Genomic DNA, 17,649 nt, shown 5'->3' on the forward strand with positions numbered 1-17,649 from the left:
CACTAATTTCTGTCAACCGGGCTATTGAATGGATGTGAGCAGGTACCGGCCCAAAGCAAGGAACGCGATGCGTTCCGCGCTCTACCTCCCCGGCATGAATGCCGAGGTTTCACGCGCAACCTGATGATTTACACCCACGTCTTAAACAAAGGCGGGCGAGGTATCTTGAGCCCACTGGATACCTTATAACCGCCAAGCCTCCCCTTGGCTCCGCTGGTGCCTATTCCTAACCTCGTGCCCCTCCATCCTCTCCCCCCCCACCGCCACCCACACGGCTTCACCTTGGTCGAGTTGCTGGTGGCCTTGGCCGCCCTGTCCCTGTTGGCCATGATGGGCTGGCGCGGCCTCGATGCGATGGTACGCACCCAAGAGCAAACCAGCGCACGCACTAGCCAATGGCTGGTACTGCAAACCGCCTTGGCCCAATGGGGCACCGATTTGGATGCCATGCTCAGCCTGCCCTATACCACCCCGCTAGACTGGGACGGCCAAGTGTTGCGCCTGACACGCCGCAGCAGCGCGCCGGTGGATGAAGGGGCCATTGTGGTGGCTTGGACGCGGCGCAATGTGCAAGGCACCGAGCAATGGTTACGCTGGCAATCTGGCCCAGTACGCACGCGCGCACAATGGCAGCAGGTGTGGCAACAAGCAGCAATGTGGGCGCGCACTCCCGGCGAGGCCGAACGCGCTAACGAGACCGTATTGCTCCCGCTGGTGGGCTGGCAACTGTTCTACTACCGGGGCGATACTTGGAGCAACCCCCTGTCGAGCAGTGGGGCCAACCCAGAGGGCGAGGGCAGCGCCAACATCAGCATCCCCGATGGTATTCGGCTACAACTCGAATTGCCGCCCAGCTCGGGCATTGCTGGCCCCATCGTGCGCGATTGGGCGCAGCCCTTGCAAGGCGGAGGCAAAAGCCAATAAAGCGGCACGGTACCAAATGCCGCTCTATTGGACAAATGCGCGCAGCGTAGAGCACGCTTGCTTTAGAAGAAGCCCAGTTTCTTCTCGCTGTAGCTCACCAGCAAGTTTTTGGTCTGTTGGTAGTGGTCTAGCATCACCTTGTGGGTTTCGCGGCCAATGCCCGACTCTTTATAGCCGCCAAAGGCAGCATGGGCGGGGTAGGCATGGTAGCAATTAGTCCACACGCGGCCTGCTTGGATGGCACGGCCCATGCGGTAGGCCAGATTGCCGTTGCGTGTCCAGACGCCAGCGCCCAAACCGTAGGGGGTATCGTTGGCAATCGCCAGCGCTTCGGCCTCGTCCTTGAAGGTAGTCACGGCCAGCACTGGGCCAAAAATTTCTTCTTGGAAGATACGCATTTTGTTGTGGCCCTTGAACAGCGTAGGCTGGATGTAGTAGCCACCGGCCAAGTCGCCTTCCAGCTCGGCGCGTGCGCCACCAATCAGGCATTCGGCCCCTTCTTGGCGGCCAATTTCTAGGTAGGACTGAATCTTGTCCATCTGTACCTGCGATGCCTGTGCGCCCATCATGCTGTCGGTATCCAGTGGGCTGCCCTGTTGGATGGCGACCACGCGCTGCAATACGCGCTCCATAAAGCGCTCGTAGATGGACTCTTGAATCAGCGCCCGGCTAGGGCAGGTACACACTTCACCTTGGTTAAAGGCAAACAGCACCAAGCCTTCGATGGCCTTGTCCAGAAAATCGTCGTCTTTGTCCATGATGTCGGCAAAGAAGACGTTGGGTGACTTACCGCCCAGCTCCAGCGTGGCCGGAATCAGGTTTTGCGCGGCGGCTTGGGCAATCACGCGGCCTGTGGCGGTAGAGCCAGTAAAGGCAATTTTGGCAATGCGCTTGCTGGTGGCCAGTGGCATACCGGCCTCACGACCCAAACCGTTGACGATATTGAGTACCCCCGGTGGCAGCAGGTCGGCAATCAACTCGGCCAAAATCAGGATAGAAATGGGCGTGGACTCGGCGGGCTTGAGCACCACGCAATTGCCTGCGCCCAACGCCGGGGCCAGCTTCCAAGCGGCCATCAGGATGGGGAAGTTCCACGGAATGATTTGGCCCACCACGCCCAGTGGCTCATGGATATGGTAGGCCATCGTGTTCTCGTCAATTTCGGAGATGCCACCCTCTTGCGAACGCAGGCAGCCCGCAAAGTAACGGAAATGGTCAATCGCCAGCGGCAAATCGGCATTCAGCGTTTCGCGGATGGCTTTGCCGTTGTCCACGGTTTCGGCATAGGCCAGCAGCTCCAGGTTTTGTTCTAGGCGGTCGGCAATCTTGAGCAAAATGTTAGAGCGCGTGGCAGCATCGGTTTTGCCCCAGCTTGGAAAAGCAGCATGGGCAGCGTCTAGCGCCAGCTCAATGTCTTCAGCGGTAGAACGAGCGGCTTGGGTATAAACCTGACCTGTGATGGGTGTGACCACATCAAAATACAAACCACCCACCGGGGCCTTCCACTGGCCACCAATAAAGTTGTCATAACGGGTTTTGTATTGAATCTTGGCACCTTCGGCACCGGGGGCTGCGTACAACATGGGTTTTGTCTCCTGAAAAATTTTTCGCATCGGTATCCTGCCTATCGGCCAAGCTACCTAGCCTTGCTTTTGCAAGAGCTGTACCAAGCCGCGCCATTCCGATGCGCCCATGCCCCAACTTAGGGGTATTCCCCAACCATGCACGCGATGGGTAGCGCCAAAACCAGATTTTTTTGCAGCACCTTGTGGCCTTGCGGTGTCTGCACTGGCCGGGTTGTCCACCGTTGTCACGTGACAGTTGTTCCAATCTGGTACAGCTGTCCGCCATCCGGGTAAGCGTGCTACACCAGCACCATGCGGGTCGATACACTGCCACACTCAACCCGGAGACTGATATGCCCGCCCAACCCCTTTTGCCTACCACCTTGCTACGCCAAGCGCGGCATCAGTTGTTGGAGTTTGGTGCTTGCCCACCCGATTTACTGGGGGCGCGGTTAGCCCAGTCTTGGCAACGCAGCCTGTCGGCGGGCTTGCCACCTATCGGCCAAGCAAGCCCGGCCGGACGTTTGCCCGAGCGCAGTTTGCAACAATTGCGCGCGCAAAACCACGGCCTGATCCGCCACTCTGTGCCCGTGATGGAATACCTGTTTACCCAAGTGCGCCACAGCCATCACATGGTTATCTTGGCCGATAGCCAAGGGGTGTTAATGCACACCTTGGGCGATTTGGACTTTTTAAGCCAAGCCGAGCGGGTGGCCTTGGCCTGTGGGGCCTCATGGCATGAAAGCCAACGCGGTACCAATGCCATTGGCACCGCCTTGGCCGAAGTGGATGGCGTAGAAGTCCATGGGGCCGAGCATTACCTAGAGTGCCACAGCTTTTTGACCTGTGCAGCTGCGCCGATTGTGTCGGCCAGTGGTGAGTTGCTGGGCGTATTGGACATCTCTGGCCACCAAGGCCAACGCCATCCACACACACTGGGCTTGGTTGCTACGGCAGCACGCATGATTGAAAATAGCCTACTGCTATCGGGCTACCAACAGCAAACGGTGCTGCAATTGCACCCCCAACCCGAAGGACTAGGAGGCATTGCCCAAGGTTTGTTGGCGCTATCCGATAGTAGTGGTTGCTTGCTCGGTGCCAATCGCACCGCCTTGCAATGGCTGGGCCTGCCAGCATCGGCCCTTGGCGGCAGGCCGTGGCAAGAATGCTTTGCTACCCCTTGGGCGCAGGTACACCGGCATGGCCGCCAGCACAGCGCCGAACCGCTGCGCTTGCAAACCAGCCACGGCCAATGGCTGTACGCCCAAGTGCAATGGCCGCGCCATGTTCCAGCCGTGCTACCCACGGGCAAGGTGGCCCACTCTGGCACCTATACAGCCGCTACGGCAACACCTGAGATAGATGCCTTTACCCGCTTGGACACCGGCGATTTACGCTGGCGTAGCGCTGCCGACAAAGCGCGGCGTGTGGCCGCCAAATCCATCCCATTATTGGTGTTGGGCGAATCTGGAGTAGGCAAAGAACTGTTTGCCCAAGCCGCCCATGCCGCCTCGCCTCGGCGTGCCGGGCCGTTTGTTGCCATCAACTGCGCTGCCCTGCCAGAGCATTTGATTGAAGCCGAATTATTTGGCTATGCGCCCGGAGCCTTTACGGGCGCACGCAAACAAGGCTCCCCCGGACGGCTGCGCCAAGCCCACGGAGGCACCTTGTTTTTAGATGAAATTGGCGACATGCCCCTGCCCTTGCAAGCACGGTTGCTGCGCGTGCTGCAAGAGCGCCAAGTCACACCGCTGGGTTGTGGTGAGCCAGCAGCGGTTGATTTTTGGTTGATTTGTGCCACCCACCAAGCACTGCGCGATGCGGTAGAACAAGGGCGTTTTCGCAACGATTTGTATTACCGCATCAACGGCCTGAGCGTGCAGCTGCCTGCCCTGCGCGAACGCAGTGATTTTCAAGCCCTGACACACAGCCTGTTGGCTGAACTGGATGGCCCACCAGATGTTTACCTAGACCCTTGCTTAATGCAGGCCCTGAGCCGCTACCACTGGCCGGGCAATCTGCGCCAATACAGCAATATGTTGCGTACCGCTATAGCCTTGCTAGAGCCGGGGGAGCGCTGCATCTCTTGGACGCACCTGCCCGATGACTTATGGCCGCAGATGCAAGCTCCAGCAGTCTGCACCCCGCCAAACACCCCAGCCGATACCCCCATAGCCAGCAGCAGTGCTACCAGTTGGCAAACCTTGTCGTGCCAAGCATTAGCGCAAGCCTTAGAGCAGCACCAAGGCAATATCTCTGCGGCAGCGCGGCAACTGGGCATCAGCCGACAAACGGTCTATCGGCGCTTGCGTGCAGTTTAAAAATGAGCATTTTTTCGTCTGCTTCTAACGGCACAAGGACAGAGTACCAAAGCCGAGCTGGTACGGCACCTGAATTTGGGAGCTAAAAACAGTCTAACGACACTGAAGAGGCAACTCATTCATGGGCTTCTTCAGCTTGGATGCGTATGGATTTTTACGGTCCTTCAGTTTGGAGAGGTCGTATTCAACTTTCATATCTTGTTGCCTTTCTTGCGCTGATGATTCGGATGCTGTTGCGCCGTTCAGTGTGGACGACCACCAAGAGACGAGCCTTTTTTGAGATTCCATAAGTTGAACTTCGGTTTTCGAATTCGCTGTGATCGGTGTCAGAACGATGATTCGAGCTTGGCCCCTTTATTCCTAATAAGGTAAGCGGCAGCTGGAGGCTGTCCGCTTCAGCGCAGGGTTAGCACTAGCACCCACACAAAAACTAACTCGACCCTGGCCCCTTTATTTCTTCTTTTATGTCAGTGAATTCTTCGGGGTGCTGTTCAACTAATATTGACCAAGCATTTCCATAGCTTATTGCTTGTGTAATGTGCATATTTTCCTCGGAGTGAAGAATTCTAACGTTGAAAGTAAGCGCCAGCGCTCACGTAAAAAATAATTTGAGCCTAGTCCCTTCTGATTATGATGAATTAAGTTAGACGCAGGAAGTTCGATCCACTTTTCCGATGACTACTCTGCTGGAGCTTGCGGGAAGAACAGGCGGACAGAACTTGTTGCGTCTAACTTATCAGTCTCGGAGAGCCTGGACTTGCACAGCATCAATGAACGCTTGCAACCTAACTTCTGCAGTTGCATTGCTTTTGTCGTAAAGAAATATCTGCTTTCCATACTTATGTGACACATAAAACCACTGCCCAGAATTTCCTGGAGAAATAGATATGAACAATGTATCAGTATCTGGCGATGCAGGAAAATAACCCGTCGTTGAATCCATTTCTATAAATTGAGTGGATGCAAAAATATTCATTTTTTGGATTGCATCGAAAAATACTTTTGTATCTTTAAATACTCCATGATTTACATTAAGTTGAACTTCAACTTGTTGTGCACTCGGTTCTTTTCCTTGAACTTTTACAAAGTTTTTCTTCTCTGCTTCAGTCAATGCGATGGCTGATGGTATAGCAACCACCAATTTTCTTTGAGTAAGAGGCCTTGGCAATGGTTTAATTGAAGCTAATACAGTAGCAACTTTAGCGTCAACAGCCTGTAAATATTTCTCTTTAGAATCATATGATTTATTATCATAAATGTAAGTTGTAGCACATCCTCCTAGTGCCAAGAAACAAATTGTAATTGCGATTTTTTTGATCATTGAATTTTAACTCCGTTAACTAGCTCACATTTTTCTGCACTTGTTTTCACTGGAGCAAGATCTCCAAGTTTGCAGTCCACCTGAATTGATGAATTATCTAGATTTTTGGTTCTTTTCTGTTCTACCTCATTGTTCGTTGAAATTGCTAATACTGATGGCATGCCAACAGTCTGTGCTACTGGTATATTTACATATTTTGCTTTTAGCGTTGCCCCAGTCTGCGTACAAAGTTCTTGGTCAAGCAGTGAAATACTCGGTACGGAGACACAAACACCTACAGGATGCCTGAATGGATCACTTTTTGTTTCATCAAAATATTTGACGCTCCCACTCTCCAGCCTTACTGCATATCGAAAGTGGTATTGAGGATTGGGCTTACTATCAAGCGTTGAGCCTAGTACTGCCCCAAGAATTCCGACTGCTAGTTGGTTTATAGCAGAATAGTTGCCCCCTTTGATGACATTATCCACATAAGCAGCGTTTGCAACGGCACTACCAAGAATAGCACCACTGCTAGTTCCACTGGTGGATTCATTGATACCTTGGTTGTCGATAATGGTTCCGAAGGCATCTTGTTCTATCAAATCGACGATGTGTTTTTTTTGAATGAATTCACGTTCAACAGGTGTCAGCATCAACCATGCCGATTGTGAAATTTTAATTAACTGTTGAGCCGATACCTCGGCACTCAAAAGTAAGGACAATATCGTAAAGTAGAGGATAAGCCTCGGCTCCGGACTCATTTCTATCTCCTATGACTACGCCAAAATTTTGCTCGACACATACAGCAATGCCCAACTACGATTAGACGACTACCCCACGCAGGCCAGCAGTCGGATAAAATTACACCATCCTATCCCATCTACAGGAAAAATCCAATAACCAACCATTGAGGCAAATTTAAAATCTTGCGGATGCCAGTCTCCCCCTACACCCCAAACGCCGATGCTCCGCACCAGCCCAAACTGTTGGAGCGCATACGCATTTATTTTCGCACGCAGCATTACAGCATTCGCACCGAGCAAGCCTATGTGGATTGGGCGCGGTGTTTCATTTTGTTTCATAAAAAATGGCATCCACAAAAGATGGAAACCTGTGGGCGCGCCCCCCCAACAAAGCCAAACAAGCTCCTTCGGCTACGCCAACAAGGTGCTGCTCTGTTGGCGGCCATGCTGATTGTCAGTTTGGTGGCCACTTTAGCGGCCAGCTCTATGTGGCAACAGTGGCGCAGCAGCGAAATCGAAGCCGCCGAGCGCACGCGCGTGCAAGCAGCTTGGATTTTGGTCGGCGCGCTAGACTGGTCGCGCCTGATATTGATAGAAGACTACAACGCCGGTGGGGCCGACCATCTGGCCGAGCCGTGGGCCGTGCCGTTGGAAGAAGCGCGCCTAAGCACCTTTTTAGCCGCCGAGAAAAACGTCAGCCAAGTGGATGATGCCACTATCGACACCGCTGATGCTTTTTTGTCGGGGCAAATTTTGGATTTACAAGCCCGGCTCAACCTGAACAATTTGCTGGATGGCGACAGCGTTCAGCCCGAAATTTTGGCCCAATGGGAGCGCCTCTTTACCCGCTTGGGCCTGCCGCGTGCCGAACTAGAAACCCTGACTTTGGCCCTGCGCCAAAGCCTCAACCCCGAGGCCAAGGATGCCCCTTTGCGCCCGCCCACCATCGGCCAGTGGACTTGGCTGGGCTTAACGCCATCCACCATTGCCCGGCTGGCCCCCTATGCCACACTGCTACCCCAGCGCAGCAAAATCAACCTCAACACCGCCAGCGCCGAGGTACTCTTGGCCAGCATCGAAGGATTAGACCAAGCCGCCGCCAACCGCTTACTGGCAGCGCGGCAAAATCAGCACCTGCGGAGTTTAGAAGACGCGCGCGCTCTGCTAGGCGAAAATGCCCAAATCAAAGAGACGCTGCACGATGTGCGCTCCAGCTATTTTGAAGTGCATGGCCGTTTGCGTTTGGAGGATGTCACGGTGCAAGAGCGCTCTATTGTCTATCGCCAAGGCCGCGAAGTACGCACCCTATGGCGCGAACGGGGTGCAGTGCCTGCGCCGCCCCCTACAATGGCCCGCCAGACCGACCCATGAGCACCCTGATCCTCCATTTGCCCTTGGCCCCACCGGGGCCAGCCACCGAATACCGCTACACCTTGAGCAACGACGGCCAGCACGTCAGCAGCCAAGGCAGTGCCGCCGTGGCCCTGCTACCGCGCCCCAGTCGTGCCACCGGCGAAACCGTGGCTTTGGTGCCCGCGCAAATGCTCTCTTGGCAGCGCGTACAACTGCCCCAAGGCAACTTGGCGGCCAACGCGCCGCGCCTGCGGGCGGTACTCGATGGCTTGCTAGAAGAACGCTTGCTCGACGAGCCAGCACAACTGCATTTGGCACTGCAATCCCCCACCAGCGCTAACAGCGCTAACAGTTCCAACCGTGATGGGTGGGTGGCGGTGTGCGCGCGCGACTGGTTGCAAGGCCACTTGCAAGCCCTAGAACAAGCTGGCATGGCAGTCGCTCGTATCGTGCCCGAGGCCGCGCCCCAGTGGGCAGAGGATGCCGCGCCCAGCGCCCATATTTTGGGCGCGCCCGATGAGGCACGCTTGCTGCTGCAAGGCTACGGCAGCCAGCAAGGCGTGCTGCTGCTGCCGTTTGCTGCCCCAGCATTAGCGCTAATGCGCCACGCCGCGCCAGAGGACGGCCCACCCCCCGCTTTCTACGCCGAGCCTGCCGTCGCTGCCTTGGCCGAGCAACTGCTAGGCCAGCCGGTTCTACTGCAAAACGCCCACGAACGCGCCTTGCTGGCTTTGGGCAATGGCTGGAATTTGGCGCAGTTTGATTTGGCCCAAACTGGGCAACGGCGCGCCTTACGCAAATTGGCAGCCGGGCTAGGGGCTTTTGTGGGCGCTGCGGCATGGCGACCAGCCCGCTGGGCCTTAGGCACGCTGGCACTGGCGCACTTGGTGGGCCTCAATGCCAGCGCTTGGCAAGAGCGCCGCGCCCTAGAGGCCAAACAAGCCCAAGTGCGCGCTATCCTCACGCAAACCTTCCCGCAAGTGCCCGTGGTGGTCGATGCTCCAGTGCAAATGGAGCGCCAATTGGCCCTACTGCGCCAAGCCACCGGCAGCTTATCTGCCCAAGATTTAGAACCTTTGCTGGCCAGCAGCGCGCGCGCTTTGCCCAGTAGTTGGGCTTTGCAGGCGCTAGATTACAGCCCCGGCCAATTGCGTCTGCGTGGCCCGGCACTTAGCGCCGATGCACAAAGCCAAGCCGCACAACAGCTGCGCGCCAGCGGCCAGCACTTAGACACTGATGGCGATACCCTGATGGTGCGCCCTGCTGTGGATACCCCATGAGTGTTTCTCACCCTGCCCCTTCTTCTGTTTGGCGCGCCCACTGGCACGGTTTGGCGGCACGCGAACGGCTGCTACTGCAAGCGGCAGCGGCGGTGGTCGCGCTGGCCCTGCTGTGGTGGTGGGCCTTGGCCCCAGCGCTGCACACCCTGCGCCAAGCGCCAGCGCGCCACGCCAGCCTCGATGCCCAATTGCACACCATGCAGACTTTGCAAGCCCAAGCGCAGGCATTACAAAATGCGCCGCGCTTATCGCCCGAAGCCGCTGGCCGGGCCTTGCAAGCCGCTGTGGCCGAACATCTAGGCGCCAGCGCACGCCTGAGTTTGCAAGGCGGACAAGCCACCCTGACCCTGCAAGGCACCCCGGCCAACGCCTTGGCCGCTTGGCTGGCCCAAGCGCGTGCCAACGCCCACGCCGTACCCCAAGAAGCGCGCTTGGTACGCAGCAGCCACACCGATAGCGCCCGCTGGGATGGCAGCTTGGTGCTGGCCCTGCCACCACAACCCTAATGGCCAGTAAAGCATCCAGCATGAACCGGGCTTTGCGCTCCTTGCGCCCACGCTTACCAGCACCCACCCCAGCACCGTGGGCTTGGGCCGCAGCCGGGGTTTTGCTGGGCGGTAGTCTGGCCGTGGTGCTTTTTGCCCCAGCGCATTGGCTGGCTTGGGGACTGGCACATATCAGCGCGCAACGGCTGCAACTGCAACAAGTGCGCGGCAGCGTCTGGGAGGGTTCGGCGCAACTGGTACTGGCTGGCGGTGCCGCCAGCCGCGACCACGCCCGCTTGCCCGGACGGCTGCAATGGCGCTTGCGCCCCCAATGGAACGGGCTTCAAGCCGAGTTGCAAGCCAGCTGCTGCACCCCGGCCCCCTTGCTGCTGCAAGTCAAACTACAAAATGCGGGCCTGCTACTGAGTGTGGCCAATGGCAGCAGCCACTGGCCCACCAGCCTACTGGCAGGTTTGGGCACCCCTTGGAACACGGTGCAATTGCAAGGCCAATTGGCCCTGAACACCCAAAGCCTGCAAGCCCACTGGAGTGCCGGACGCTGGCGCATCCACGGGCAAGCCCAACTGGACGCGCTAGAGTTGTCCTCGCGCCTTTCTACCCTGCGCCCTTTGGGTAGCTACCGCTTCACCCTAGCAGGTGGCGACACCCCCAGCTTGCAGGTACGCACGCTGCAAGGCGAGCTGCAATTGGGCGGCAGCGGGCAATGGGTGGGCCAGCGCCTGCGCTTTAGCGGGCAGGCCAGCGCCAGCCTAGGCCACGAGGCCGCCCTGTCCAACCTTTTGAACCTTCTGGGGCGGCGCCGTGGTGCCACTGCCCTTATCACCTTGGGTTGATTCTGAATATCTATGCAGTCCTTCGCCCCTACCCCCTTGCGGATAGCGCTTTCATCCCTGTTGGCCAGCGCCCTGCTCTTGCCCGCCAGCCCCAGCCTGTACGCCCAAAACACCCTCAGCCCGAGCAGCACCAGCGTACGCCCGAACGAACCCGTCACGCTCAATTTTGCCGGGGCCGACATCGAAGCGGTGGCACGCACCTTGGCCACCATTACCGGGCGCAATGTGGTGGTCGATCCACGCGTCAAAGGGCAAATCAATTTGGTCACCGAACGCCCGGTCAGCCCACTGGCGGCTTTTGAGCAATTTTTGGCTGCCTTGCGTTTGCAAGGCTACACCGTGGTGGAGTCGGCTGGCTTGTACAAAATCGTGCCCGAGGCCGATGCCAAGTTGCAGGGTGGTGGCGTGAGTGTGGCGCGCGAAGGGCGCTCCGCCCCCAGTGGCGGACAAATCATGACGCAGATTTTCCGACTGAATTACGAAACTGCCAACAACTTGGTGCCGGTGCTGCGCCCCTTGATTAGCCCAAACAACACCATCAACGTCAATCCGGGCAGCAACGCCCTCATCATTACCGATTACGCCGACAACCTGCAACGCTTGGCCAAAATCATCGCTGCAATGGATGTCTCCAACGCCAGCGATGTCGAAATTATCCCCCTGCGCCATGCCGTAGCCACTGATTTGGCCCCACTGGTGGCACGCTTGATAGATTCGGGCAACGGCAATGGTGGCGGCAATGGCGGCGCCGGTGTCAGTGATACCAGTTTCAAAACCACGCTCTTGCCCGAACCACGCAGCAACGCTTTAATTTTGCGCGCCGCCAATCCGGCGCGCGTCGCCCAAGTGCGCGCCTTGGTGGCCAAATTGGACCAACCCGCCCTGCCTGGCAGCAGTGCCGCCAGCGGCAACATCCATGTGGTCTATCTGAAAAACGCCGATGCCACCAAACTGGCCGTCACCTTGCGCGCCGCTTTGGCCGCTTCGGGCGGTGGTAACCAAGGGGCTGCTGCGATGCCATCGGCCCCCAGCAACGGCAGCAGCGGGCTGCAAAACACCAGCTTGGGCGGCAACAATGCGGGCCTCAATAGCAGCATGGGCGCCGGGGCCAGCTTGGGCAGCGGCCAAAGCAACCAACCCTCTACCGGCGGCATCATTCAGGCCGACCCCAGCACCAACGCACTCATCATCACCGCCCCCGAGCCGCTGTACCGCCAGTTGCGTACCGTGATTGACCAACTCGATGGCCGCCGCGCCCAAGTGCTGGTCGAGAGTTTGATTGTCGAAGTGGCGGCCAACAAAATGGCCGAATTTGGCATCCAATGGCAAGGCGTGCTAGGCCAAAGCGGCGATGGCACAGTGGGCATCATTGGCACCAACTCGGGCAGTGGTGGCTCTAACCTCTTGGCGGCTACGGTAGGGGTGTTGGGCAAAGATGTCAAAGCCCTGTCTGGCCTGGGCAAGGGCCTGAATTTGGCGCTGGCCCCGCGCAGCAACGGCCAGTATTATTTGGGCGCGCTGGCCAATTTTCTGCAAAACAGCGGCGATGCCAATGTGCTGTCCACCCCCAACCTCATGACCTTGGACAACGAAGAAGCGCGCATTGTGATTGGCAACAACGTGCCTTTTGTCACCGGCTCGTATGCCAACAGCACCAACACCAGCACCGTCAACCCCTTCACCACGGTAGAGCGCAAAGACGTCGGCCTGATGCTGCGCGTGCGCCCACAAATCAACGAGAACGGCACCGTCAAACTGGCGATTTACCAAGAAGTTTCCAAAATCGACACCGCCACCCTGAAAGACACCAACGGCCCCACCACCAGCAAACGCTCGATTGAATCCAACGTCTTGGTCGAAGACGGTAGCATCATCGTGATTGGTGGCTTGTTAGAAGACAGCTACTCCCAAGCCGAAGACAAAGTGCCACTGTTGGGCGATTTGCCCGTGGTGGGGCATTTTTTTCGCAGTGAAAACCGCTCGCGCAAAAAAACCAATTTGATGGTGTTTTTACGCCCGCAAGTCATCCGCGATGCCGCCGCCAGCGATGCCCTGATGGTGGACCGCTACGAAGCCATCCGCGCACTGCAACAGGCCACACAACCCAGCCCGAATATCATTTTGCGTTCGGTCTCCGAAGCGCCGGTGCTGCCCGCACTGCCTGCGTCCCCGCCTGCGCGTCCGTTGGGAGACAGTCAAGCCCTGCCGCCCGCAAGTGCGCTCTAAGGCATGGCGATGCGCTACCCCCTGCCCTACGCCTTTGCCCGCACGGCCCAATTGCTGCTGCAAGACGACGGCCAGCAATTACTGCTGTACCACGGGCCAGCTCCCGATGTCTGCGCCCTGTCCGAAGTGCTACGCAAATACCCCACGCTGCAACTGCAAACTGTGGATGCGCCCACGCTGGCCCAGCACATCAGCAACGCCTATGCCCAAGGCGAATCCAGCGCGGCCAGCGTGGTCAGTGAAGTCGAAAGCGATGCCGACCTCTCGCGCATGATGCAAGAACTACCCGCCGTAGAGGACTTGCTCGAAGCCGCCGACGATGCACCCATCATCCGGATGCTCAATGCGCTGCTCACACAAGCCGCGCGCGATGGAGCCAGCGACATCCACATCGAGCCGTATGAGCGCCATAGCAGCGTGCGTTTTCGGGTCGATGGCACCTTGCGCGAAGTGGTGCAACCCAATCGCGCGCTGCACGCCGCCTTGATTTCGCGCCTAAAAATCATGGCCGATTTGGATATTTCAGAAAAGCGCCTGCCGCAAGATGGCCGCATCAGCCTGCGTTTGGGCACACGGGCGATTGACGTGCGCGTCTCTACCCTGCCCAGCGCCCACGGCGAGCGGGCCGTGCTGCGCCTGCTGGACAAAACCAGCGAAAAAATCAGCCTAGAGGCCGTGGGAATGCAAGGCGAAGTGCTGGCGCGTTTTGAGCAACTGATTGCCCAACCGCACGGCATTATTCTGGTCACTGGCCCCACTGGCTCAGGCAAAACCACCACGCTGTATGCCGCTTTGTCGCGGCTGGATGCCAGCCAGAGCAACATCATGACGGTGGAAGACCCGATTGAGTACGAGTTGCCCGGCATCGGCCAAACCCAAGTCAACAGCAAAATTGACCTGACTTTTGCCAAAGCACTGCGCGCCATTCTGCGCCAAGACCCGGATGTCATCATGATTGGTGAAATCCGCGATTTTGAAACCGCGCAAATTGCCATCCAAGCCTCGCTTACCGGGCATTTGGTACTGGCCACGCTGCACACCAACGATGCGGCCAGCGCTGTCAACCGCCTGACCGATATGGGGGTCGAGCCGTTTTTGCTCAGTTCTTCTCTGCTGGGCGTGTTGGCACAACGGCTGGTACGCAAACTTTGCACCCACTGCGTGGGCAAGGGCTGCGAGGCTTGCGGCCACACTGGCTACCAAGGACGCACCGGGGTGTTTGAACTGCTCACCACCACCGAGGCCATTCGGGCGCAAATCCACCAACGCGCTGCCGAAGCAGACATCCGTGCAGCCGCCATCGCCAGTGGCATGACCCTGATGCGCGACGATGGTGAACGTCTAATTGCCGCCGGTATCACCAGCCGCGAAGAGGTATTGCGCGTGACGCGCGACTGATATTGCACAATCAGCGCATGGATAAACATGGATGATATTGTTCAACAAGCCTTGGCCAAATGGCCACATGTGCCCCATTGCTATGGCTGGCTAGGGTTAGACGCACGCGGACGCTGGTGGATGCGCGACGCTGCCACGCAGGCCCAAGGCCCCTTCCCGCAAAGCAAAGGTTCACTATTGCAGCACGAAAAGCTGCTGCAATTTATCGGGCGCAATTACGAGGCCGATGCCCAAGGCCAGTGGTTTTTTCAGAACGGGCCACAGCGCGTCTATGTGGAGTTGGAATGCACGCCGTGGGTCTGGCGTTTGCAACCCGATGGCAGTATCCACAGCCACACCGGGCGCTTGGCCCAAGCGCAAAGCTGTTTGTTGGATGAAACCGGCAAAGCCTACCTCGTGACCAATTTAGGGCTGGGCTTGGTCCACAGCCAAGACGTAGCCGCCTTGGCCGATGCTTTGGCCCAATGGCAATGGGAACCCCAAGAAATGCAGGCCGCTGCATTGGCAGCGCGTTACGGCTTTATTGCCAGCCCACAAGCGCGGCAAGCCGCCTGAATATCGGGCTTACTTTTGCCGGGGTAAACGCCCCATGACAAAAAATTCGGGGTTGGGTTGCATTCCGGCAAAGCTGGCCATGCGGTTGCTCAGGCCAAAGAAAGCGGTAATGGCGGCAATGTCCCAGATGTCTTCATCGTCAAAGCCGTGGACGTGCAGGGCGGCAAAATCGGCCTCGTCAATTTCGTGCGAGTGCTGGCACACCTTCAGGGCAAAGTCCAGCATGGCACGTTGGCGCGGGGTGATGTCGGCCTTGCGGTAATTCACCGCCACTTGGTCGGCCAGCAGTGGTTTTTTCTCGTAAATACGCAAGATAGCGCCGTGGGCTACCACGCAATACAAGCACTGGTTGACAGCACTGGTGGCCGTCACAATCATTTCGCGCTCGCCTTTGCTCAGGCTGCCTTCTTCTTTCAGCATCAGGGCATCGTGGTAGGCAAAAAAGGCGCGCCACTCTGCCGGGCGGCGTGCCAGCGCCAAAAAAACATTCGGGATAAAGCCCGCTTTTTCTTGCACTTCCAGCACTTTGGTGCGGATGTCTTCGGGCAAGGTATTCAGGTCGGGAAAAGGGTAGCGCACGGACATGGAAGCGGTCTCCAGTTTAGTTGTGAAGGCCACGATGTTAGCCACAACCAAGGGTTGTGCCCCATCTGCCGCCATAGCTGCACATACAGCAGGCTTGGTAAATCGGCTGCCCGCGCTGGCTCCTGCTCCAGAGGCAGGCGATTTTTTCGCGGTTAAACTCTGAACTACGCGCTGCTACTTTACGTTTGCATCCAGCGGGATACCGCCACCGCTACCCCTTATCAACCTCCCCATCTTTTTTGGCCACTATGCTGCGCTGCCTGTGCTTGCTCCTGCTGTGCTGGCTTGGGTATGGGCCAGTGGGGGCACAGACATTGCAGGCACACACCGAGCGGCATGATGTAAGCGCCGATGTGGCCGTACTAGAAGACCCCAACGGCCAGTTCAGCATTGAGCAGGTGCGCCAGCCCGCGATGGCCGGGCGTTTTGTGCGGCCAACCCAAGACGGAGATTTGAATTTTGGCTTCACGGCATCGGCCTATTGGCTGCGTCTGCGCTTGCAGCGCCCAGCAGAAGCACCAACACGCTGGCTGCTAGAAGTACCTTACGGCCAAATCGACAGCCTAGAACTTTATACCCCGCAGGGCCAAGTCTGGCGCACCGGCAACCAAGCACCGCTGCACAGTCGGCCAGTGTTCCACCGGCATTTTGTGTTTCCGCTGGAGTTAGGCCCGGAGGCGCAATTTTTCTATGTGCGTGCCACCTCCAACTACTCTCTGACAGTGCCACTGGTACTGTGGAGTGAAACTGGTTTTCACCACCACGAGCAGCGCGAGCTGATCTTGCAGTTTCTGTATTACGGTGCGTTGCTGTCTCTGATGATTTACAACCTGTTGTTGTACTTCTCGCTGCGCGATCAACGCTTCTTGTTTTACAGCCTCTATGTACTGTGCATGGGTTTGGGCATGTTCGCCGGTAACGGCTATGGCCGTTTGTTGGTCTGGACAGAAGCGATTGCCTTTGACAACGTGGCCCAAAGCACGATTTTGTCGGTGGCGGCGTTGTTTGGGGCCCACTTTACGCGGCTGTTCTTGCAGACCCCCCGACGGCTGCCGCGTTTGGATCGTTGCTTGCAAGGGCATATGCTGCTCTTTTTGCTGTTGGCCCTCGGGTTTTTAGCCACCTTGTCTGCACCGATGCCGGTACGCAGTTTCAATCAGTGCCTTTTGCTCAATGGCTTTGCCATGAGCCTGACGATTGCGCTGGCAGGTTGGCAAACCCTGCGTACTGGGGAGAGCAGCGCCCGCTCCTTTTTAATCGCTTGGAGCATCTTGTGGTTGGGGGTGTTGGTGGCCGGGTTGCGTGCCTTTGGTGTCGTACCTACCAATGGTGTGACGGCTTATGCCTTGCAAATTGCGTCCACCTTCGAGATGCTGCTGCTGTCTTTGGCACTGGCCGACATCATCCATGCAGAACGCCGGGCGCGCGAACAATCACAGCAACAGATGCTGGAGTGGTCGCGCAGCTCTGAAGAACGGTTAGAAAATGCCGTGCGCGCACGCACTGCCGAACTAGAAATCGCCAACGCCCGACTGGAAATGTTGGGCTATACCGATGGCCTGACAGGCTTGGCCAATCGCCGTCTGTTCGATCAAACCTTGGCCCATGCTTGTAGCAGCACTGAGGCTACTGGCGTGGCGCTGGTCATGCTGGATGTCGACCACTTTAAGCAATTCAACGACCACTATGGCCATTTGGCGGGCGACCATTGCTTGCAACAAATAGCGCAGGTTCTAGCCCACCATGTGGCCGCACGACCCCATACACTGGCAGCACGCTATGGGGGCGAGGAATTTGCAGTCATCATGCGCCATATCAGCGGTGATGAAGCCTACACATTGGCCCAACAGTTGTGTGCTGGCGTAGCGGCTTTGGCCCTGCCCCACATAATGGCACCCTCAGGCATAGTCACCATCAGTTTGGGGGTGGCACAGTGGCGGCCCGATGGTGGCGATTGCCCCAGTCCAACGACACTGATTGGTCAGGCAGATTTGGCCCTGTACCGCGCGAAAGAAGCTGGACGCAATCAAGTGCAATAAACCAACCTGCAACTCAAC

General features: G+C 57.4%; 15 protein-coding genes. 10 read left to right on the plus strand and 5 right to left on the minus strand.

Annotation, left to right across the window (positions count from 1 at the left end; genetic code table 11):
- Positions 1–234 precede the first annotated feature (234 nt).
- Entirely contained in the window at positions 235–924 is a 690-nt protein-coding gene (locus tag PHX60_RS02525; protein ID WP_300074248.1) for a prepilin-type N-terminal cleavage/methylation domain-containing protein, read from the plus strand.
- Between the two features lie 62 nt (positions 925–986).
- On the opposite strand, the gene PHX60_RS02530 is transcribed toward PHX60_RS02525, so the two are convergent.
- A complete protein-coding gene (locus PHX60_RS02530; RefSeq protein WP_300074251.1) occupies positions 987–2,507 on the minus strand; it encodes an aldehyde dehydrogenase family protein in 1,521 nt (506 codons plus the stop codon).
- A 335-nt stretch (positions 2,508–2,842) separates the two neighbouring features.
- Here PHX60_RS02530 and PHX60_RS02535 point away from each other — a divergent pair, with 335 nt between their 5' ends.
- On the plus strand, positions 2,843–4,810 hold the full coding sequence (locus PHX60_RS02535; RefSeq protein ID WP_300074254.1) for a sigma-54-dependent Fis family transcriptional regulator: 1,968 nt from the start codon (positions 2,843–2,845) through the stop codon (positions 4,808–4,810).
- Between the two features lie 184 nt (positions 4,811–4,994).
- Here the strand turns inward: PHX60_RS02535 and PHX60_RS02540 are convergent, their stop codons facing one another.
- The 3 genes from PHX60_RS02540 to PHX60_RS02550 form a co-directional block, all read right to left on the minus strand.
- On the minus strand, positions 4,995–5,189 hold the full coding sequence (locus PHX60_RS02540; RefSeq protein WP_366144328.1) for a BrnT family toxin: 195 nt from the start codon (positions 5,187–5,189) through the stop codon (positions 4,995–4,997).
- 357 nt (positions 5,190–5,546) lie between these two features.
- Positions 5,547–6,131 carry a hypothetical protein gene (locus PHX60_RS02545; RefSeq protein WP_300074256.1) on the minus strand — a complete coding sequence of 195 codons (585 nt, stop codon included), beginning with the start codon at positions 6,129–6,131 and terminating at the stop codon, positions 5,547–5,549.
- The gene (locus PHX60_RS02550; protein ID WP_300074258.1) at positions 6,128–6,874 is read right to left on the minus strand and encodes a hypothetical protein; all 747 of its coding nucleotides are present in this window, start codon (positions 6,872–6,874) and stop codon (positions 6,128–6,130) included. Before PHX60_RS02550 ends, PHX60_RS02545 begins: the two co-directional genes overlap by 4 nt.
- A 171-nt stretch (positions 6,875–7,045) precedes the next feature.
- On the opposite strand from PHX60_RS02550, the gene gspK reads away from it, so the two are divergent.
- Genes gspK through PHX60_RS02585 form a run of 7 tightly spaced genes read left to right on the plus strand, consistent with a single transcriptional unit; the run spans position 7,046 to position 15,007 of the window.
- Positions 7,046–8,227, plus strand: a complete 1,182-nt coding sequence (gene gspK / locus PHX60_RS02555) for a type II secretion system minor pseudopilin GspK (RefSeq protein ID WP_366144327.1) — start codon at positions 7,046–7,048, stop codon at positions 8,225–8,227.
- A complete protein-coding gene (gspL, locus tag PHX60_RS02560; RefSeq protein ID WP_300074261.1) occupies positions 8,224–9,489 on the plus strand; it encodes a type II secretion system protein GspL in 1,266 nt (421 codons plus the stop codon). Before gspK ends, gspL begins: the two co-directional genes overlap by 4 nt.
- A complete protein-coding gene (gene gspM / locus PHX60_RS02565; protein WP_300074264.1) occupies positions 9,486–9,995 on the plus strand; it encodes a type II secretion system protein GspM in 510 nt (169 codons plus the stop codon). The genes gspL and gspM overlap by 4 nt, the downstream gene beginning before the upstream one ends.
- Positions 9,995–10,828, plus strand: a complete 834-nt coding sequence (gene gspN, locus PHX60_RS02570) for a type II secretion system protein N (RefSeq protein WP_300074267.1) — start codon at positions 9,995–9,997, stop codon at positions 10,826–10,828. Before gspM ends, gspN begins: the two co-directional genes overlap by 1 nt.
- A gap of 12 nt (positions 10,829–10,840) precedes the next feature.
- A complete protein-coding gene (gene gspD, locus PHX60_RS02575; RefSeq protein ID WP_300074270.1) occupies positions 10,841–13,054 on the plus strand; it encodes a type II secretion system secretin GspD in 2,214 nt (737 codons plus the stop codon).
- Between the two features lie 9 nt (positions 13,055–13,063).
- Entirely contained in the window at positions 13,064–14,452 is a 1,389-nt protein-coding gene (locus tag PHX60_RS02580) for an ATPase, T2SS/T4P/T4SS family (RefSeq protein ID WP_300074273.1), read from the plus strand.
- A 27-nt stretch (positions 14,453–14,479) separates the two neighbouring features.
- The gene (locus PHX60_RS02585) at positions 14,480–15,007 is read left to right on the plus strand and encodes a DUF2946 family protein (RefSeq protein WP_300074276.1); all 528 of its coding nucleotides are present in this window, start codon (positions 14,480–14,482) and stop codon (positions 15,005–15,007) included.
- Between the two features lie 9 nt (positions 15,008–15,016).
- On the opposite strand, the gene PHX60_RS02590 is transcribed toward PHX60_RS02585, so the two are convergent.
- Complete coding sequence (locus PHX60_RS02590; RefSeq protein ID WP_300074279.1) at positions 15,017–15,592, minus strand: peroxidase-related enzyme; 576 nt, start codon at positions 15,590–15,592, stop codon at positions 15,017–15,019.
- 299 nt (positions 15,593–15,891) lie between these two features.
- On the opposite strand from PHX60_RS02590, the gene PHX60_RS02595 reads away from it, so the two are divergent.
- Positions 15,892–17,631 carry a diguanylate cyclase gene (locus PHX60_RS02595; protein ID WP_300074282.1) on the plus strand — a complete coding sequence of 580 codons (1,740 nt, stop codon included), beginning with the start codon at positions 15,892–15,894 and terminating at the stop codon, positions 17,629–17,631.
- Positions 17,632–17,649: the final 18 nt, after the last annotated feature.

Origin of the sequence: Giesbergeria sp. (genome assembly GCF_028686475.1) — a bacterium.
GTDB lineage: Bacteria > Pseudomonadota > Gammaproteobacteria > Burkholderiales > Burkholderiaceae_C > Simplicispira.